At 73.2% G+C, this 18,768-nt stretch carries 18 protein-coding genes; 14 read left to right on the forward strand and 4 right to left on the reverse strand.

The window, feature by feature from the left end; translation table 11 throughout:
* The first annotated feature begins 94 nt into the window (after nt 1–94).
* Nucleotides 95–1,315, forward strand: coding sequence for a hypothetical protein (locus GPA10_RS01630; RefSeq protein WP_343040179.1), 1,221 nt, complete (start codon nt 95–97; stop codon nt 1,313–1,315).
* Nucleotides 1,316–1,376: 61 nt separating this feature from the next.
* On the opposite strand, the gene GPA10_RS01635 is transcribed toward GPA10_RS01630, so the two are convergent.
* A complete protein-coding gene (locus tag GPA10_RS01635; RefSeq protein ID WP_157163889.1) occupies nt 1,377–2,102 on the reverse strand; it encodes a PH domain-containing protein in 726 nt (241 codons plus the stop codon).
* 126 nt (nt 2,103–2,228) lie between these two features.
* On the opposite strand from GPA10_RS01635, the gene GPA10_RS01640 reads away from it, so the two are divergent.
* From GPA10_RS01640 to GPA10_RS01655, 4 genes are all read left to right on the forward strand, one after another.
* Nucleotides 2,229–4,562, forward strand: a complete 2,334-nt coding sequence (locus GPA10_RS01640; protein ID WP_157163890.1) for a glycosyl hydrolase family 18 protein — start codon at nt 2,229–2,231, stop codon at nt 4,560–4,562.
* 165 nt (nt 4,563–4,727) lie between these two features.
* The gene (gene deoC, locus GPA10_RS01645) at nt 4,728–5,711 is read left to right on the forward strand and encodes a deoxyribose-phosphate aldolase (RefSeq protein WP_157164179.1); all 984 of its coding nucleotides are present in this window, start codon (nt 4,728–4,730) and stop codon (nt 5,709–5,711) included.
* A gap of 5 nt (nt 5,712–5,716) precedes the next feature.
* Nucleotides 5,717–7,162, forward strand: a complete 1,446-nt coding sequence (locus GPA10_RS01650) for an aldehyde dehydrogenase family protein (protein WP_058848291.1) — start codon at nt 5,717–5,719, stop codon at nt 7,160–7,162.
* The gene (locus GPA10_RS01655; RefSeq protein WP_058848290.1) at nt 7,155–8,054 is read left to right on the forward strand and encodes an aldehyde dehydrogenase family protein; all 900 of its coding nucleotides are present in this window, start codon (nt 7,155–7,157) and stop codon (nt 8,052–8,054) included. The genes GPA10_RS01650 and GPA10_RS01655 overlap by 8 nt, the downstream gene beginning before the upstream one ends.
* Before the next feature lie 39 nt (nt 8,055–8,093).
* Here GPA10_RS01655 and GPA10_RS01660 read toward each other — a convergent pair whose 3' ends face one another.
* A complete protein-coding gene (locus GPA10_RS01660; protein ID WP_246258607.1) occupies nt 8,094–8,552 on the reverse strand; it encodes a hypothetical protein in 459 nt (152 codons plus the stop codon).
* A 262-nt stretch (nt 8,553–8,814) separates the two neighbouring features.
* Between GPA10_RS01660 and GPA10_RS01665 the strand changes: the two genes are divergently transcribed.
* The 4 genes from GPA10_RS01665 to GPA10_RS01680 all read left to right on the forward strand — a co-directional run bounded on the left by GPA10_RS01665 (nt 8,815) and on the right by GPA10_RS01680 (nt 12,951).
* The gene (locus tag GPA10_RS01665; protein WP_343040180.1) at nt 8,815–10,083 is read left to right on the forward strand and encodes a sensor histidine kinase; all 1,269 of its coding nucleotides are present in this window, start codon (nt 8,815–8,817) and stop codon (nt 10,081–10,083) included.
* Entirely contained in the window at nt 10,080–10,754 is a 675-nt protein-coding gene (locus GPA10_RS01670) for a response regulator (protein WP_157163891.1), read from the forward strand. Before GPA10_RS01665 ends, GPA10_RS01670 begins: the two co-directional genes overlap by 4 nt.
* Nucleotides 10,755–10,934: 180 nt before the next feature.
* Entirely contained in the window at nt 10,935–12,164 is a 1,230-nt protein-coding gene (locus GPA10_RS01675) for an alpha/beta hydrolase family protein (RefSeq protein ID WP_157163892.1), read from the forward strand.
* A 148-nt stretch (nt 12,165–12,312) separates the two neighbouring features.
* Complete coding sequence (locus GPA10_RS01680) at nt 12,313–12,951, forward strand: uridine kinase family protein (protein WP_157163893.1); 639 nt, start codon at nt 12,313–12,315, stop codon at nt 12,949–12,951.
* A 291-nt stretch (nt 12,952–13,242) separates the two neighbouring features.
* Here the strand turns inward: GPA10_RS01680 and GPA10_RS01685 are convergent, their stop codons facing one another.
* On the reverse strand, nt 13,243–14,007 hold the full coding sequence (locus GPA10_RS01685) for a SigE family RNA polymerase sigma factor (protein ID WP_058848285.1): 765 nt from the start codon (nt 14,005–14,007) through the stop codon (nt 13,243–13,245).
* A 214-nt stretch (nt 14,008–14,221) separates the two neighbouring features.
* Between GPA10_RS01685 and afsQ1 the strand changes: the two genes are divergently transcribed.
* The 5 genes from afsQ1 to GPA10_RS01710 all read left to right on the forward strand — a co-directional run bounded on the left by afsQ1 (nt 14,222) and on the right by GPA10_RS01710 (nt 18,096).
* A complete protein-coding gene (afsQ1, locus tag GPA10_RS01690) occupies nt 14,222–14,899 on the forward strand; it encodes a two-component system response regulator AfsQ1 (RefSeq protein WP_030562528.1) in 678 nt (225 codons plus the stop codon).
* Nucleotides 14,896–16,509 carry an ATP-binding protein gene (locus GPA10_RS01695; RefSeq protein ID WP_343040182.1) on the forward strand — a complete coding sequence of 538 codons (1,614 nt, stop codon included), beginning with the start codon at nt 14,896–14,898 and terminating at the stop codon, nt 16,507–16,509. The genes afsQ1 and GPA10_RS01695 overlap by 4 nt, the downstream gene beginning before the upstream one ends.
* Nucleotides 16,506–17,114: a hypothetical protein gene (locus GPA10_RS01700; RefSeq protein ID WP_157163894.1), complete on the forward strand. Its 609-nt coding sequence runs from the start codon at nt 16,506–16,508 to the stop codon at nt 17,112–17,114. The genes GPA10_RS01695 and GPA10_RS01700 overlap by 4 nt, the downstream gene beginning before the upstream one ends.
* Before the next feature lie 61 nt (nt 17,115–17,175).
* On the forward strand, nt 17,176–17,784 hold the full coding sequence (locus GPA10_RS01705) for a VanZ family protein (RefSeq protein WP_343040183.1): 609 nt from the start codon (nt 17,176–17,178) through the stop codon (nt 17,782–17,784).
* Between the two features lie 111 nt (nt 17,785–17,895).
* A complete protein-coding gene (locus GPA10_RS01710) occupies nt 17,896–18,096 on the forward strand; it encodes a PspC domain-containing protein (protein WP_058848281.1) in 201 nt (66 codons plus the stop codon).
* A 132-nt stretch (nt 18,097–18,228) separates the two neighbouring features.
* Here the strand turns inward: GPA10_RS01710 and GPA10_RS01715 are convergent, their stop codons facing one another.
* Nucleotides 18,229–18,726: an ATP-binding protein gene (locus tag GPA10_RS01715; protein WP_157163896.1), complete on the reverse strand. Its 498-nt coding sequence runs from the start codon at nt 18,724–18,726 to the stop codon at nt 18,229–18,231.
* Between the last annotated feature and the right edge of the window lie 42 nt (nt 18,727–18,768).

Below are 18,768 nucleotides of genomic sequence, written 5' to 3' on the forward strand. Positions count from 1 at the left end.
GTTCCGCCGCGACAACTGACGCTGCTCCCCGGTGCGCTGCCGGTCCCTCAGGAAGGGTCGACCGGTAGCGCACCTTCTCGTACCGGGAGCAGAAGTGCCGTACGGACCCCAAGCCGACCTCTCGCCCCCCGCGGCCCCCGCGCCGTCCCGCGTCCCCGCGTCCCGCCGCTCCCCCGGGAGCGCGCCCCTCGCGGCCGCGCACCGGCGTCTCGCCGCGGCGCTGCGGCACGCGGCGCCCGCGCTCCTCGCGTACGGCGCCGTGCGCGCCCTCGGTCTGGTCGTCCTCGCGGTCTGGGCCCATCGCGAGCACCGCGAGCTGTGGCACCTGCTCGCGGAGTCCTGGGACTGCGACTGGTACCTGCGGATCGCCGCGCACGGCTACGCGGACACGCTCGGCCGCGCCTACGACCGCAACAACCTGGCGTTCTTCCCGCTCTTCCCGCTCCTGCTGCGGGCGGGCGACGCGCTCCTGCCGTGGGCGCCGCGCGGCGCGGTCGGCCTCGCGGTCTCCCTCGTCTCCTCGTTCCTCGCCGCGTGGGGGATCTTCAAGGTCGGCGACCGGCTGCACGGGCGGCGCGTGGGCGTGCTCCTGGTGACGTCGTGGGCATGTCTGCCGGTCGCCCTGGTGCAGTGGATGGGCTACACGGAGTCGCTGTTCACGGCGCTCGCCGCGTGGTCCCTGTACGCGGTCCTCACGGGCCGCTGGGTGTGGGCCGGAGCCCTCGCGGCGCTGGCGGGCCTGACCCGCCCGACGGGGGTGGCCGTCGCCGCCGCCGTGTCGGTGGCCGCGCTCCTCGCGCTGCGCCGCCGCTTCGCCGCGCGCGCCCTGGCCGGAGCGGTCCTCGCGCCCCTCGGCTGGCTCGCGTACGTGAGCTGGGTGGGGGCGCGCCTCGGCCGCTGGGACGGCTACTTCGCCGTGCAGAGGCTGTGGCACAACGAGTGGGACGGCGGCATCGGCACCCTGCGCTGGATGAAGAAGCTGTTCCTGGTGGAGCGCCCACAGCTGTTCCTGGTGATGGTGACGGCCGTGCTCATCGGCGCCCTCGTGCTGTACGTGCTCTCCCTGGCCGGAGGGGGTCAGCCGCTGCCGCTGCTGGTCTTCTCCGGGCTGATGGTCGCGATCGTGCTCGGTTCCAGCGGCGTCTACTTCCCGCGCGCCCGCTTCCTGCTGCCCGCCTTCCCGCTGCTGCTGCCGGTGGCGCTCGCCCTCGCCCGGGTCCGGGTGCGCGCGGCCGCCACCGTGCTCACGGCCGCGGCCCTCGCCTCGGCCGCGTTCGGGGGGCACATGCTGCTGGTGTGGCTGGGGCCGCCCTGAGGCCCCTGGCACTGGGGCGCCTCCGGGTCCCCTGGGGCGCCTCCGGAGCCGCCCCGAGCCCTCAGCCCACCGCGATCAGCACCGCGAGCAGCACCGCGCCCGCCGCGCACGGCCCCAGGATCTCGTACGCCCAGCGCACCACGGGTTCGCCCTGTGCGGCCTCGGCGTGCTCGCGCCGCTCGGCGATCTCGCGCAGGTCGTCCATCGCCTGGTCGCCCGCGTCCCGGGTGTTCGGCGGGGTCGCGCCCGGGGCGCCGGGGCGGACGCGGCTCGCCACGGGGTCGTCCGACGCCACCTGCTGGGCGTGCCGCCGCGCGGCCTTCTTGCGGCCCCGCAGGGACACGGGGATGGCCCAGAGCTGGAACTTGGTGCCGTCCTGCGTGAAGACCTCGTTCGAGTACCCGGAGCGCAGGCCGGAGATCGCGCCCCACGGCAGGACGATCGTCCGGAACGGGTTGCGGACGCGCAGCCGGTCCTCGTTGGAGAACACCGCGGGCCGCACGGTGTAGGCGACGACCAGCGGCACCGCGAAGAGCAGTCCCGCGAGCGCGATCCACGGCGTGTTCCCCTCGCCCCTGATCAGCGCGTCGACACCGAGCCAGACGCCGATCGCGAGCAGCAGCACTCCACCGGCGATGGCCGCGGGTGACCGGTGCACGCGGTCCTTGTACGCCGGGTCCACCGGCGGCTTGGCGTCCTGGCGCGCGGCGTCCCGGTGAGCCGGGTCCTCGGGCACGGAGTCCGCCGGGCCCTGCTCCGGCGGTGTGGGCTGCGGGTCGCTCGTCATGGGGCCGATTCTGCCTGACGTCCCGGGCGGGGCCGCGCGCAGCGGGGGTATGGGGATTGGTCCAGACCTAGTACGGTCGAGAGTTGTCATGTACGCCTAATGAAGATCTCTCACCCCAGGAGAGTCATGACCCGAACCGGAAGAGGAACCAGGAAAACACCAGGACTCTTACGAAGAGCCGCCAAAGCCCTGCGCGGCCGGACCGCCGTCCTGTTCGCGGCCCTGCTGCTGCCGGCCTCCCTGCTCACCGCCCTGACCGCCAGCGCGGCCCCGGCCGCGGGCACCCTCACCGCGACGTTCAGCACCGAGGGCAGCGGCTCGTCCTGGCAGGGCAAGTACGTCGTCCGCAACAGCGGCTCCGCCGCGGCGTCCGGCTGGACGCTGGAGTTCGACCTGCCCGCAGGCGTCTCCGTCAGCGGGCACACCCACGGCGAGGCCACCGTCTCCGGGCGGCACGTCACCGTGAAGAACGCGTACTACAACGGGCGTGTCCCGGCGAACGGCACGACCGAGCCGTACAGCTACTTCTTCACCGGCAACGGCCCGATCGGCACGCCCACCGGATGCACGATCAACGGCGACAAGTGCGACGGCACCCCGGACAAGCCGCCGTCCGCGCCCGGCGCCCCGACCGTCACCACCACCACGTCCCGCACCATCTCCCTGACCTGGCCCCCGGCCGGCGCGGGCGACTACCCCGTGACCACGTACGAGGTCCTCAGCGGTGACAGCGTGGTCGCCTCCTCCGCGACCAACAGCGCCACCGTCGCCGACCTGACCCCCGCCACCCGCTACACCTTCACCGTCCGCGCCAAGGACCGGCGCGGCAACACCAGCCCCCTGAGCCCCGCGGTCACCGCGACCACCGTCGACCCCTCGACCGACCCGACACCGCCGAGTGCGCCCGGCAATCTGCGCGCCACCGGCAAGACACAGGTCTCGGCTTCGCTGTCCTGGGAGAAGTCCACGGACAACGTCGCCGTCGCCGCGTACGACGTCTACCGCGGCGGCACCCTCGCCAAGACCGTGCCCGCCTCCACCACCACCGCGACCGTCGAGGGGCTCACCCCCGCCACCGCCTACACCTTCACCGTGAAGGCGCGTGACACCGCCGACAACGAGTCGTCCGCCTCGAACGCCGTGCAGGTCACCACGGACGACTCCGCCGGGCCCGGCAACCACCTCACCGTGGGCTACTTCGCGCAGTGGGGCATCTACGGCCGCCAGTACTTCGTGAAGAACCTCGACACCTCCGGCGCCGCCGCCAAGCTCGACGTCATCAACTACGCCTTCGAGAACGTCGACCCGAAGAACTTCACCTGCCAGGCCGGTGTGACCAAGGGCGTCTCCGGCAATCCGCAGGACCCCGACGAGGGCACCGGCGCGGGTGACGCCGAGGCCGACTACGGGCGGGCCTTCTCCGCCGCCCAGTCCGTGGACGGCGTCGCGGACGACGGCTGGGGCAAGCTGCGCGGCAACTTCAACCAGCTCAAGAAGCTCAAGGCCAAGCACCCGCACCTGAAGGTCGTCGTCTCGCTCGGCGGCTGGACGTTCTCCAAGTTCTTCGCCGACGCGGCGGCCACGCCCGCCTCGCGGGAGAAGTTCGTGAAGTCCTGCGTCGACACCTGGATCAAGGGCGACCTGCCCGTCGCCGGTGGCGCGGGTGGACCCGGCACCGGAGCCGGTGTCTTCGACGGCATCGACATCGACTGGGAGTGGCCCGGGTCCGAAGGACACCCCGGCAACCACTACGGGCCCGCCGACAAGGACAACCTGACGGCGCTGCTCGCCGAGTTCCGCAAGCAGCTCGACGCCACCGGCGGCCGGCACAAGCTGCTCACCGCCTTCACCCCCGCCGACCCCGCGAAGATCGAGGCCGGGTGGGACATCAAGAAGATCTTCGACTACCTGGACTTCGCCAACGTCCAGGGGTACGACTTCCACGGCTCCGGCAGCGACAACTCCTGGGAGCCCAAGCGCACCGGGCACCAGGCGAACCTGTACCGCGACGCCCAGGACCCGTACTCCTTCGAGTTCAGCGTCGAGCGCGCCGTCAAGACGTATCTGGACGCGGGCGTCAATCCGCGCAAGCTCACCATCGGCTTCCCGTTCTACGGGCGCGGCTGGAAGGAGGTCGCCGACGGCGGCGCCAAGGGTGAGTGGCAGTCGGCCAACGGCGCTGCTCCCGGGCAGTTCGCCGAGGAGGCCGGAATCAGGGGATACCACAACATGCTCACGAATGTCCCCAACATGACCATTCACCACGACGAGCAGTCGATCTCCACTTACGGCTACACCGGAAACGGCGGCCAGTGGTGGAGCTTCGACGACGCCTGGTCGATCGGCAAGAAGACCACCTGGCTCAAGTCGAAGGGGCTCCTCGGCGGCATGATCTGGGAAATGTCCGGCGACACCCCGCAGGGGACGCTGATGACGGCCCTGGACAACGGGCTGAAATAAACCCACCCGCACACGGGCCGGGCTGAACCGCACCCGGGCCCCGGCCGCCCGGCCCCGCCCCCTCCTCCACCGGGGGGTGGCGGGGCCGTGGCGCTCGCGGTGCCGCTGTGGGCGAAGGCGCCCTGTACAAGCCGCTACGCGCGTAGATATGCTCCCCTCGTGACCATGCGGACGACTCCACCCACAAAGACAGAAGAGGCCGGCCGGGCCACCCCGGGCGCCTTCGCCGATGTCACCACGTCGGCGAGCACCCTGCGCCGCTTCCTGCACGGCCTGCCGGGCGTGGACGCGGTGGGCCTGGAGGCCCGCGCCGCCTCGCTCGGCACGCGTTCGATCAAGACCACGGCCAAGGCGTACGCCATCGACCTGGCCATCTCCATGATCGACCTGACGACCCTCGAAGGCGCCGACACCCCGGGCAAGGTCCGCGCGCTCGGCGCCAAGGCCGTCCACCCCGACCCGACGGACCGTACGACGCCGCGCACGGCGGCGGTCTGCGTGTATCCGGACATGGTGGCCACGGCCAAGGAAGCCGTGGCGGGCAGCGGCGTCAAGGTCGCCTCGGTCGCCACCGCCTTCCCCGCGGGCCGCGCCGCCCTCGGCGTGAAGCTCGCCGACGTGCGCGACGCCGTCGCCGCGGGCGCCGACGAGATCGACATGGTCATCGACCGGGGCGCGCTCCTCGCGGGCGACTACCTGAAGGTGCACGACGAGATCGTCGCCGTGAAGGAGGCGTCCGGGTCCGCTCGCCTGAAGGTCATCTTCGAGACCGGCGAACTGTCCACGTACGACAACATCCGGCGCGCAAGCTGGATCGGCATGCTCGCGGGCGCGGACTTCATCAAGACCTCGACCGGCAAGGTCGGGGTGAACGCCACCCCCGCGAACACCCTGCTCATGCTGGAGGCCGTCCGCGACTTCCGCGCGCAGACCGGCGTCCAGGTCGGCGTGAAGCCCGCGGGCGGCATCCGCACCTCCAAGGACGCCCTCAAGTTCCTCGTTCTCGTCAACGAGACCGCGGGCGCGGACTGGCTGGACGACCACTGGTTCCGCTTCGGCGCCTCCAGCCTGCTCAACGACCTGCTGATGCAGCGCCAGAAGCTGGCCACCGGACGCTACTCCGGACCCGACTACGTGACGGTGGACTGACACCCATGGAAACCCCGGCATCGATCTTCGCGTACGCGCCCGCGCCCGAGTCCCGCTCGGTCGTCGACATCGCGCCCTCCTACGGCCTCTTCATCGACGGCGAGTTCACCGACGCCGCCGACGGCAAGGTCTTCAAGTCCGTCTCCCCCGCCACCGAGGAAGTCCTCTCCGAGGTCGCCCAGGCCGGTGCGGACGACGTCGACCGCGCGGTGCGGGCCGCCCGCAAGGCCTTCGAGAAGTGGTCGGCCCTGCCCGGCGCCGAGCGCGGCAAGTACCTCTTCCGGATCGCCCGCATCATCCAGGAACGCAGCCGTGAGCTGGCGGTCCTTGAGACCCTCGACAACGGCAAGCCCATCAAGGAGACCCGCGACGCCGACCTCCCGCTGGTCGCCGCGCACTTCTTCTACTACGCGGGCTGGGCCGACAAGCTCGACCACGCGGGCTACGGCGCCGACCCGCGGGCCCTCGGCGTCGCCGGGCAGGTCATCCCGTGGAACTTCCCGCTGCTCATGCTGGCCTGGAAGATCGCTCCCGCGCTCGCCACCGGCAACACGGTCGTGCTGAAGCCCGCCGAGACCACTCCGCTGTCCGCGCTGTTCTTCGCCGACATCTGCCGTCAGGCCGGGCTGCCCAAGGGCGTCGTCAACATCCTTCCGGGGTACGGCGACGCGGGGGCCGCCCTCGTCGCGCATCCGGACGTGAACAAGGTCGCCTTCACCGGCTCCACCGCCGTCGGCAAGGAGATCGCGCGCACCGTCGCGGGCTCCGGCAAGAAGCTCACCCTGGAGCTCGGCGGTAAGGGCGCCAACATCGTCTTCGACGACGCCCCCGTCGACCAGGCCGTCGAGGGCATCGTCAACGGCATCTTCTTCAACCAGGGGCAGGTCTGCTGCGCGGGCTCGCGCCTCCTGGTGCAGGAGTCCGTCCAGGACGAGGTGCTCGACGCGCTGAAGCGCCGCCTGACGACGCTGCGGCTCGGTGATCCGCTCGACAAGAACACCGACATCGGCGCCATCAACTCCGCCGAGCAGCTCGCCCGCATCACCGCCCTCGCCGACACCGGCGAGGCCGAGGGCGCCGAGCGCTGGAGCGCACCCTGCGAGCTGCCCGATTCCGGGTACTGGTTCGCGCCCACCCTCTTCACGAATGTCACACAGGCCCACACCGTCGCCCGGGACGAGATCTTCGGACCGGTCCTGTCGGTGCTGACCTTCCGTACGCCCGACGAGGCCGTCGCCAAGGCCAACAACACGCAGTACGGGCTCTCGGCCGGTATCTGGACGGAGAAGGGCTCGCGCATCCTCGCCGTCGCGAACAAGCTCCGCGCCGGAGTCGTCTGGGCCAACACGTTCAACAAGTTCGACCCGACCTCGCCCTTCGGCGGCTACAAGGAGTCGGGCTTCGGCCGCGAGGGCGGCCGCCACGGCCTGGAGGCTTACCTCGATGTCTGACGCGCGTCTCAGTGTCCTGAAGACCTACAAGCTGTACGTGGGCGGCAAGTTCCCGCGTTCCGAGAGCGGGCGGGTGTACGAGGTGACCGACCCCAAGGGCAAGTGGCTCGCCAACGCCCCGCTGTCCTCCCGCAAGGACGCCCGTGACGCCGTGGTCGCCGCGCGCAAGGCGTTCGGCGGATGGGCGGGCGCCACGGCCTACAACCGCGGCCAGGTGCTCTACCGCGTCGCCGAGATGCTGGAGGGCCGCCGCGAGCAGTTCGTCCGCGAGGTCGCCGACGCCGAGGGGCTCTCCAAGTCCAAGGCCGCCGCGGTCGTCGACGCGGCCGTGGACCGCTGGGTCTGGTACGCGGGCTGGACCGACAAGATCGCCCAGGTGGTGGGCGGGGCGAACCCGGTCGCCGGGCCGTATCTCAACCTCTCCACGCCCGAGCCGACGGGTGTCGTCGCCGTCGTCGCGCCCCAGGAGTCGTCCTTCCTGGGTCTCGTGTCGGTCGTCGCCCCGGTGATCGCGAGCGGCAACACGGCCGTCGTCGTCGCCTCCGAGCGCGCGCCGCTGCCCGCCCTCAGCCTCGGGGAGGTCCTGGCCACCTCGGACGTGCCGGGCGGCGTCGTCAACGTACTGAGCGGCAGGACCGGCGAGCTGGCGACGCCGCTGGCCGCCCACCAGGACGTCAACGGCATCGACCTGGCCGGCGCCGACGCCGGCCTCGCCGAGGAGCTGGAGATCGCGGCCGCGGACAACCTGAAGCGCGTGCTGCGCCCACAGGCTGTGGACAGCGACGCGGACTTCACCGCCGCCCCCGGCACCCGGCGCCTGACCGCCTTCCTGGAGACCAAGACCGTCTGGCACCCGACGGGCTCCCTCGGCGCCTCCGGCTCCGCGTACTGAGCACACCGCCGCGGGGGCCCCGGCCCCCGCGGCGGCCGTTCACCCGGTCGGACCGGGCAGCGCCCCGAGGACCTTGTCCGCCACCGGCAGCTCCCCCAGCGAACCGCCCTCCGTCAGCGGCTTCGTGACCATGCCCGTGGACACCGGCTTGAAGTCGGCGATCTGCGTGCCCACCGAGTTGTCGAGCGGATCCGTGCCGGTATCGGCCAACGGGTTGAGCCGCAGGTCCCTGACCGGCCCGAGGCCGCCGACCGTGGCCCGCTGCAACCCGTCGAGCAGCGCGTTCCCGGCCGTGGCCACGCCCGCCACCCCGGCGTCTCCCGCCGTCGTCTCCAGGCCGGGGGCCGGTGGCGCCGCCGCGCCCGCAGCCGTCGTCCCGAGGCCGAGCGCCGCCCCCGCCGCGGACACCGTGAGCCCTGCGCGCAGCAGCGCCCGGGACGCGGAGAAACTCTTCGGCGCCGGGTGCCGCGCCGCTTGCCGTGCAGGGTGTGGAGCCATCAGACCGCCTCTTCGAACCATACGTAAGTAATCGAGCGTGCACGAAGAGTAGTTGACGCGGGGTGTCCGTATCAAAGACCTGGATGCGTCGCGCAGCCCTCTCCGGGGCGGTCCGGGCAGGCCTAACTCCGTGGAGCTACGCTCCGGAAACCCTCCTCAGGGGGACGCCGCACCGCCTTCCGGTCACGTAGCGTCACCGGTGCCCCTGCCCTCGGCCGCACCGGCACCGGGCCGAGGTCCCCGCCTGCCGGAAGGACGCACCGTGCCCGACGACCCCCGCGGCCCCGAGCCGGGACGCCTGCGCGGTGCCGTGCTCCTCATGGCCTCCCGGAACCCCCTGCCGCCGCTGACCTGGCCGCGCCCCCTGCGCCTGCTCCCGCACGCCCTGGTCGGGCTCGCCGCGGTCGCGCTCGCCGCCACCGGCGCCGATGCCACCGCCCGGGTGCTCGCGATCGCGCACGCGGCCACGCTCGTGCTCGCCCTGTACCGGCCCGGCCTCGCGTGCGGTCTCTCGCTCGCCGTCTTCGCCGGGATCGCCGTCGGGCACCCGCCGACGCACGCCAACGAGCTGTGGGCGTGGACCGTGCACGCGGGCGTGCTCCTCCTCCTCGCCCTGCGGATCCCGCCGGTCCCCGCGGCCGTGGCGGCGGCCGTCAGCGCGGGCGCGGGGGCGGTCCTGAAGTCGGCGGGCGCGGGCGTCGGTTCGTGGACCGCGGTGGCGGGCGGCTGCGCGCTCTTCGCCGCCGCCGTCCTTCTGGGCGCCGCGCGCCGGGGCCGGCGCGTGGACCGGGAGCGGCTCACCGAGCAGATCGCGGCCACCGCCCGCGAGCGCGCCCGCCGCACCGTCCTGGAGGAACGCGCCCGCATCGCCCGCGAGTTGCACGACGTGGTCGCCCACCACATGTCGCTGATCTCCCTCCAGGCCGAGGCCGCGCCCCACCGGGTGCCGGACCCGCCGCCCGAACTGGTCACGGAGCTGGCGGCGATCCGCGCCAACGCCCGGGAAGGCCTCGCCGAACTGCGCAGACTCCTCGGCGTCCTGCGCGCCGACGCCCCGGGCGGCCCGGCGGCCGACACCGCCCCGCAGCCCTCCCTCGCCCGCCTCGACGCCCTCCTCGCCCAGGTGCGGGCGGCCGGGCTCCCGGTGACCGCGCGCGTCACGGGGGACCGCCGGGCGCTGCCCCCGGGGGTGGAGCTGTCGGCGTACCGCATCGTCCAGGAGGCGCTGAGCAACACCCTGCGCCACGCCCCGGGCGCCGCCGCCACCGTCGACCTCGGCTACGGCCGCGCCGGCCTGGCGCTGCGCGTCTCCAACGGACCCGCCACCACGCCCGCGCCGCCCTCGCCGGGCGCCGGGCACGGCGTCACCGGCATGCGGGAGCGCGTCGCGATGCTCGACGGCGACTTCGCCGCCGGTCCCACACCGGACGGCGGGTACGAAGTCTCCGCGGCCCTGCCCGCCCCGGCACCACCGCCCGCCGCTCCCGTACACCTCCCGGATCACCTCCCCGACAAGGACTCCCCCGCATGACGATTCGCGTGCTGATCGCCGACGACCAGGCAATGGTCAGGGACGCCTTCTCGGTGCTGCTCGGCGCCCACGACGGCATCGACGTCGTCGGCACGGCACGGGACGGCGCCGAGGCCGTGGCCCTCGCGGCGCACCTGCGGCCCGACGTGATCGTGATGGACATCCGGATGCCGGGCGTCGACGGCATCGAAGCCACCCGCACCATCACCGCGGCCCCGGACGCACACCCGAGGATCCTGGTCCTGACCACCTTCGACCTCGACGAGTACGTGTACGAGGCACTGCGCGCGGGCGCCACCGGCTTCCTCCTCAAGGACGCATCGGGCGGGGAGCTCGCCGAGGCGGTGCGGGTGGTGGCGGGCGGCGACGCGCTGCTCTCGCCCGATCTGACGCGCCGTCTCATCGGGGAGTTCGCCCGCATCGGCGCGGGCCCCGGGCAGCGGTCCGACGCCCGCGTCGAGGAGCTCACAGGGCGCGAGACCGAGGTCCTCGTCCGGATCGCGCAGGGCCTGTCCAACGCGGAGATCGCCGCGGCGCTCACCGTCGCCGAGGAGACGGTGAAGACGCACGTGGGCCGCATCCTGCACAAGCTCCACCTGCGCGACCGCACCCAGGCGGCGGTCTTCGCGTACGAGTGCGGGCTCGTCGTACCGGGCCGCCCCGCACCCTGACGACGGCCGTCGCGAACCCTGACGGCGGCGCCCCGCACCCTGACGACAGCCCCGGTCACTCCTGCGAGCCAGGCGCGGAGTTGGCTCCGCGGCGGGATCCGCCCGGTCCGTCCCGTTCCTACGGTGAAGTGGCCGAGACACCGCCGACCCGCGGTGCCGCCAGCGAAGGAGCTCACGTCCATGCTCACGTCCACGCAGCCGCGCCGCCGCAGCGGAGCCGTCGCCGCCCTCCTCGTCTGTGCCCTCGCGGGCGGGGCGGCGGGCCTCACCACCACCGGGGCCCACGCGGCGCCCGCCCCCGCCTCCGACTCCGCCGGGAACGCCCGTGCCGCCGCCCGGCTCTCCCTGCCGGAGCCGACCGGGCCGCACGCCGTGGGACGGACCACGCTGCACCTCGCCGACCACACCCGCCGCGACCCGTGGGTGCCGGGCGCGGGCGCCCGGGAGCTGCTGGTGACGCTGTACCACCCCGCGCTGAAGGGCACCGGGACCCCGTCGCGGTACATGACCACCGAGGGCGCCCGGCTCCTCCTGGAGGACCGGGGCATCGACCTGCCGGCGCAGGTACTCGGCGGCACCCGCACCCACAGCCGTACCGGCGCCGTGCCCGCCCCGGGCCGGTATCCGCTGGTGATCCTCTCCCCGGGCTTCTCCGTACCGGGCACCACGCTCACGGGTCCGGCCGAGGACCTCGCGAGCCGCGGCTACGTCGTCGCGGTGACGGACCACGCATACGAGGCGGTGGGCGTCTCCTTCCCCGGCAAGGGGATCCTGCCGTGCGCGGCCTGCGGCCGGGTCGACGGGAACACCTTCTCCGCCGCCGCGAAGGGACGCGGCAAGGACCTGTCCTTCGTCCTAGACGCGCTGCTCGGCAAGCGCGGCGAGCACGGCGGCGCGGGGCCGGTGTGGCGGCACAGCGGGCTGATCGACGCGCGGCGCGTCGGTGCGGCCGGGCACTCCCTGGGCGGCGCGGGGGCCGCGGCGGCCACCGCCGGTGACGCGCGGATCCGGGCCGTGGCGAACCTCGACGGCCCCTTCGCCGACGCCGGGTCCGCGGCGGGCCTCTCCGGGCGGCCGGTCCTGATGCTCGGCACGGCGGCCGACCACTCCCCGGCGGGCGCGGACCGCACCTGGGACCGCGCCTGGAGCGCCCTGACCGGCTGGAAGCGCTGGGCGACGGTGTCCGGCACGGACCACTTCGCCTTCACCGACCTGGCCCCGCTGGCGGGGCAGCTCGGCGAGGATGATCCCGACGGCCTGCCGGGGCACCGCGCCGCGAAGATCACCAACACCTACGTGCGCGCCTTCTTCGACCGGCACCTGCGCGGCCTGCCCCGGCCCGTCCTCGACGGACCGAGCGGGGCCCACCCGGAGGTCGCCTTCCACGACCCGGCGCCGCGGGGGCGCTGACCCGGCGGACATTGGCGGCGCCCCGGGGCTGGGCACCCCGGGGGCACCGGTTGATAATGACCCGGACCACCGCCGACGAGCGGTGCCGGAAGACGCGGCAGCGACCTCCGGCCCGTCGGCATTACCCCTGGTGAGAAGGTTCACAGAATTGGGTTCCCATCCCCCGATACCCACCCGCGTCGTGCTGCTCGCCGGCCCCTCAGGCTCGGGCAAGTCGTCGTTCGCGGCCCGCTCGGGACTGCCCGTGCTGTGCCTCGACGACTTCTACAAGGAGTGCACCGACCCGTCGCTGCCCCTGGTCGCCGGCTCGTCGGACATCGACTGGGACTCGCCGCTGTCCTGGGACGCGGACGTCGCCCTCGCCGCGATCGGCGAGCTGTGCCGCACCGGCCGCACCCGGGTCCCGGTGTACGACATCGCGTCCAGCTCGCGGGTCGGCGAGGAGGCCCTCGACATCGAGCGCACGCCGCTCTTCATCGCGGAGGGCATCTTCGCCGCCGACATCGTGGAGCGCTGCCGTGAGATGGGTGTCCTCGCGGACGCGATCTGTCTGCGCGGCCGCCCCTCGACGACGTTCCGCCGCAGGCTCCTGCGCGATCTGCGCGAGGGCCGCAAGTCCGTGCCGTTCCTGCTGCGCCGCGGCTGGCGGCTGATGCGCGCGGAGCGTGCCATCGTGGCCCGCCAGACGGCGCTCGGCGCGCACGCCTGCGGCAGGGACGAGGCCCTCGGCCGCCTCACGGACGCCGCCGCCGGGCGCTGCGTCAAGGCCCGCGCGACGGCCGCCTGACACGGGCTGACACGGGCTGACGCGGGCGGGCCCGCTCCCGTACGCGTACTCGCACCCGGCACGGCGACGCGCACAGCAAACAGCGGGCCCGGAAAGACCCCCCGGCCCTCCGGTCCCGCTGCCTGTGCTCCCCCGTGCTCTCCCCCGTGCTCCCCCCTGGTGCGCGAGGCCCCGAACCCCCCTCGGTTCCCCCGTGGGCCTCGCTGGTGCCACCGTCGCTTCCCCCGAAGCGACGGCCCCTCCCCCTTCTTCCCGGGACGCTGATCCCCGGGCCCCCCGTCCTTGGGCGACTCAGGCGACGAGTTCGCCGAAGGACTCCTCCTGGTCACGGCCGAAGCTGAGGACCTCGTCCTCGCGCAGCCGGCGGAGCGACCGCCAGATGCTGGACTTCACCGTGCCCACACTGATGTCGAGGATGTCCGCGATCTCCGGGTCCGTGCGGCCCTCGTAGTAGCGCAGGACCAGCATGGTGCGCTGGAGCTCGGGCAGCCGGGCGAGGGCCTGCCACAGGACCGCGCGCAGCTCGGTGCCGCGCATCGCGTCCGTGTCGCCCACCGTCTCCGGCAGTTCCTCGGTCGGGTACTCGTTGAGCTTGCGGCGGCGCCAGGCGCTGATGTGCAGGTTCGTCATCGTGCGCCGCAGATAGCCGCCGACGGCGGCCTTGTCGCTGATCCGGTCCCAGGCCCGGTAGGTCGAGAACAGCGCGCTCTGGAGCAGGTCCTCGGCCTCGAACCGGTCACCGGTCAGGTGGTAGGCGGTTGCGTACAGAGAGGCACGGCGCTCCTGGACATAGGCGGTGAACGCCGCTTCGGCGTCCTCGCTGCCCGTCCGGGACTGCGTCCGCTCCCCCGAGGCCTCCCTGTACGCGGCTCCCCCGTCGCCGCCGCCCTTGAGTGCGTCAACCACCGTCATGTACGCGGTGTGCTGACGCCCGGTGCCGCGAGCGCACCCCCGCCCGCTCACGGCACCGGACTTCTCGTGCTTCTCAGCACTCCTGCCGACGTCGTGCAGACGCGTGACAACTGCGCTTGAGCTGGTGCTGTGCAGCGTGTTCATCTCGCGCCCCCCGTCGTGGAGTCTCTGGGATTTCCGTGTGACCAGAACTCTGCCGGAGCCACTTCATGGCGGTGTCCGCCGACTGTCACAGGCCTGCAACAGGCGTCGTGGCACTCTCGCGCGGCGGCGGGAGCCCCGCTGACTCGTGTGGGTGCGGTGTGAGACGCCGACCAACAGTCGAACTGGGCCCGCACCATGGGACAGAATGACGTTTGTGCCTTCCCTGTTGCTGATCGAGGACGACGACGCCATCCGGACGGCCCTGGAGCTTTCGCTGACGCGCCAGGGCCACCGGGTGGCCACCGCTGCCACCGGCGAGGACGGTCTGAAGCTGCTCAGTGAGCAGCGTCCCGACCTGATCGTGCTGGATGTGATGCTGCCCGGCATCGACGGCTTCGAGGTGTGCCGCCGCATCCGGCGCACCGACCAGTTGCCGATCATCCTGCTGACCGCGCGCAGCGACGACATCGACGTGGTGGTCGGCCTGGAGTCCGGCGCCGACGACTATGTGGTCAAGCCCGTGCAGGGACGGGTGCTCGACGCTCGTATCCGCGCGGTCCTGCGCCGGGGCGAGCGGGAGGCCAACGACGCCGCGACGTTCGGCTCGCTGGTGATCGACCGGGCCGCGATGACGGTGACGAAGAACGGCGAGGACCTCCAGCTCACGCCGACCGAGCTGCGGCTGCTCCTGGAGCTGAGCCGCAGGCCGGGCCAGGCGCTGTCCCGGCAGCAGCTGCTCCGCCTGGTGTGGGAGCACGACTACCTCGGTGACTCGCGGCTCGTCGACGCCTGTGTGCAGCGGCTGCGCGCGAAGGTGGAGGACGTGCCGTCCTCGCCGACGCTGATCCGTACGGTGCGCGGTGTGGGATACCGGCTGGACACGCCTCAGTGACCAAAGCGCACGACAAGCTCCACGGCCTGCCCGCGGCCCGCAAGGCGTTCCTGTCGGGCCTGCGCTTCACCAGTCTGCGGCTGCGTCTCGTGGTCGTCTTCGCCCTCGTGGCGCTGACCGCAGCCGTGTCCGCGTCCGGCATCGCGTACTGGCTCAACCGCGAGGCCGTCCTCACGCGCGCCCAGGACGCGGCCCTGAAGGACTTCCGGCAGCAGCTCCAGGCCCGCGCGGGCGCCCTCCCGCCCCATGCCACGCAGGACGAACTACAGGTCGCCGCCAGTCAGATGGCGACCAGCAGCCAGCGCTACAGCGTGCTCCTGATCGGCGAGAACGCCGCGGGCAAGCGCGTGTACGGCTACTCCGACCTGGACGCCTTCACCCTCGCCAAGGTGCCGAAGGCCCTGCGGGACGCCGTCAAGAAGCAGCAGGAGGTCTCGTCCGGCAACCGGAGCGAGTACCACCTGTACTGGCAGCGCACCATGGACCACGGCACCCCGTACCTGGTCGGCGGGGCGAAGGTGATCGGCGGCGGGCCCACGGGCTACATGCTCAAGTCGCTAGAACCGGAGGCCAAGGACCTCAGCTCGCTCGGCTGGTCCCTGGCGATCGCCACGGCGCTCGCCCTCGTCGGCTCCGCCCTGCTCGCGCAGGCGGCCGCCACGACCGTACTGAAACCCGTGCACCGTCTCGGGGTCGCCGCGCGCCGGCTCGGCGAGGGCAAACTGGACACCCGTCTGCGGGTGTCGGGCACGGACGAGCTCGCGGATCTGTCGCGTACGTTCAACCGCACCGCGGAGAACCTGGAGAAGAAGGTCGCGGACATGAGCGCCCGCGACGAGGCGAGCCGCCGCTTCGTGGCGGACATGTCGCACGAGCTGCGCACCCCGCTGACCGCGATCACCGCCGTGACGGAGGTCCTGGAGGAGGAGCTGGACGCGGAGACCGGCTCCGTCGACCCGATGATCGAGCCCGCGGTGCGCCTCGTGGTCAGCGAGACCCGGCGCCTGAACGACCTCGTCGAGAACCTGATGGAGGTCACCCGCTTCGACGCGGGCACCGCGAAGCTCGTCCTCGACGACGTCGACATCGCCGACCAGATCACCGCGTGCATCGACGCCCGCGCCTGGCTCGACGCCGTCGAGCTCGACGCCGAGCGCGGCATCATGGTCCGCCTCGACCCGCGCCGCCTCGACGTCGTCCTCGCCAACCTCATCGGCAACGCCCTCAAGCACGGCGGCTCCCCGGTGAAGGTCTCGGTGCGGATCGACGGCGAGAGCCTGCTCATCGCGGTACGGGACGGCGGCCCCGGCATCCCCGAGGACGTCCTGCCGCACGTCTTCGACCGCTTCTACAAGGCCAGCGCGTCCCGGCCGCGCTCGGAGGGCAGCGGGCTCGGGCTCTCCATCGCCCTGGAGAACGCGCACATCCACGGCGGCGAGATCACCGCGGCGAACTCGCCGGGCGGGGGCGCGGTGTTCACGCTGTGCCTGCCCCGGGACCCCTCGCCGCTGACGGGCGAGCAGGGCCCGGACCGGGACGGGGGCCCGGAGTCCGACGGAGGTCCGGAGGCCGGCGGCGGCCGCCCCGAGGAAGGCGAGGAGACGACATGACCGGGCGACGGCTGAGGGCCGCGCTTGCCGCCACCGTGCTCGTGGCCACGCTCGGCGGCTGCGGCATCCGCTCCACGGAGGTGCCGACGGACTTCGGCCCCGCGCCCTCGCGGGTGCCGTGCGTGGCGTCGAGCTCGGGCGTCTCGACGCAGGACGAGGCCACGGGCGTCCCCGTACAGATCTTCCTGGTGTGCGCGTCCCAGCTCGTGACCGTCGACAGGACGGTGCGGATTCCCAGCGAGAAGGCCACCACCGACCGGGTCCGCATCGCGCAGACGCTCCTCGACGAGCTGTCCGCGCCGCCGTCACAGACCGCCAAGCAGGCCGGGTACGAGACGGACGTGCGCCGCGGCATCACCGTCTCTGGGCCGCAGCGGGGCGATCCGGACGTGGCGCTGCGGCTGAGCACCCGCCCCGCGGACCTGTCGTCCCTGGCGCTCGCGCAGATCGTCTGTACGTACGCGGACGGCGCGGTGGCGGACAGCGACGGCACCGTCGTCCTCGGCGGCCCCGCGGGCACCCCGCTGCTGCGTTACGAGTGCACGCAGGCGGTGCGCTCCCGGCCCGGCACGGTGGCGCCGCCGTCGCAGTCGGTGGAGCGGTAGCTCCCCAAAGCGGACGGGCAGTTGCGGAACCGATCCCGCCGCGCCCGGCGTCTTGGGGGGCGTGCGTCAAGGCTCGGGCGGGCGCGGAGCCGCCATTCGCTTTCGCGCGGCGGGAGGGGTACTCCTCGCCGCGCATCTCCTGGTCGTCGCGTGGATCACGCTGCGCCCGCTGGACGTGCCCTGGGTGAGCGCGGCGAACCTGCAACCTCTCGCGGGCATCAAGGCGGACCTGGAGCGCGGCCCGGAGCAGGCGGCCCGGCAGATCGGCGGGGCGCTGCTGCTCCTGGCGCCGCTCGGGGTGCTGCTGCCGCTGGCCGGTGGGCGGCTCGTCGTCTCGCCGCTGGCTTCGCTCGCGCGCACGGTCGCCGTGGGCGCGCTGCTCTCGCTGGGCATCGAACTGTTGCAGACCGGGGTGCCGGGCCAGGTGGTCGACGTCGACTCGCTGCTCCTGAACACCCTGGGTGTCGCCCTGGCCCATCTGGCCGTGGTGCCCGCCGTGCGGGCCCGGCTGCGGCGCCGGAGGGACGGACGGCCGACCGGGGTCCGCCGCGGTCAGGGGTCCTCCCAGGGGGCGGCTTCTCAGGGGGCCGCCTCTGCGGGGATGGCTTCTCAGGGGGTGGCCTCTCAGGGGGCGACCCCGAAGATTCCCAGGGTCGGTATCGCCCCCTAGCCTGAGGCTTTGCCCGTTTCGCGGACCTACCTTGGGGTCAGTCGATTCGTAAGGGGGCATCGGTCCCGCCGACGCCTCCAGCCCGTCGAGTCAGCCCGCGAAGGAGCCACCATGTCCGCCCTTGCCCGCCCCACCGAAGGCCGCATGATCGGCGGAGTGTGCGCCGCTCTCGCCCGCCGCGTCGGCTGGTCCGCCACGACCATGCGTGTCGTGTTCGTCGTGTCCTGTCTGCTGCCGGGTCCCCAGTTCCTGCTGTACATCGCGCTGTGGATCCTGCTGCCCACCGAGAACCGGACGAAGACGGCCTGGTGACGGCGGCCGCGGCCCGGCCCGCGCCGGGCCCGTCGCGGTACGCCGACGGGGCGCACCCCAGTGCGGGGGCGCCCCGTCGTGCGTGTGCGGCGCGGCTTCGCCGGGCTGCGCGACTCAGAAGAGCGGCGTGGATCAGAGGAGCGGCGTGGCTCCGAGCGCGCCCGTCGGGAGGCCCTGCGTGGGAAGGGCCTGCGTGGGGAGGGCCTTGAGGGGGAGGCCGCCCGTGGGCAGGGCGTTGTTGGCCAGGACCTGCTGGACCGGGAGGCCGCCGAGGAGGCCGGAGACCGGGTCCGCGGCCGGGGCGGGAGCGGGCTTGGTGCCCTGCACGGCCCTGTCGGCGGCGCCGCCGTTCCCGCCTTCGTCGTCACCGAGCGGCACCATCTGGTCGAGGGTGGGCTGCACGGCGGTCAGGCCGCTGCCGAGCGCGCTCTGGCCTGCGGCGAGCGACTCGGGCGCGCCGTCGGGCAGGGTCTCGGCGAGCTCGCCGACCGGCGCCGCCGACGTGACCGTGGACACGGTCCCCGCGACATCCGGCACGGCCGAGGCCGCGTTCGCCGCACCGGCGCCCGTGGCGGCGAAGGCGGCACCGAGGGCGGCGACACCGAGGGTCTTGGCAGCAGACTGCTTCATCTTCAATGCGTCCTTGATGACGGGGGCGTTGAGCGGTGCTCG

Source organism: Streptomyces typhae (genome assembly GCF_009755605.1).
In the GTDB taxonomy this organism is placed as follows: Bacteria; Actinomycetota; Actinomycetes; order Streptomycetales; family Streptomycetaceae; genus Streptomyces; species Streptomyces typhae.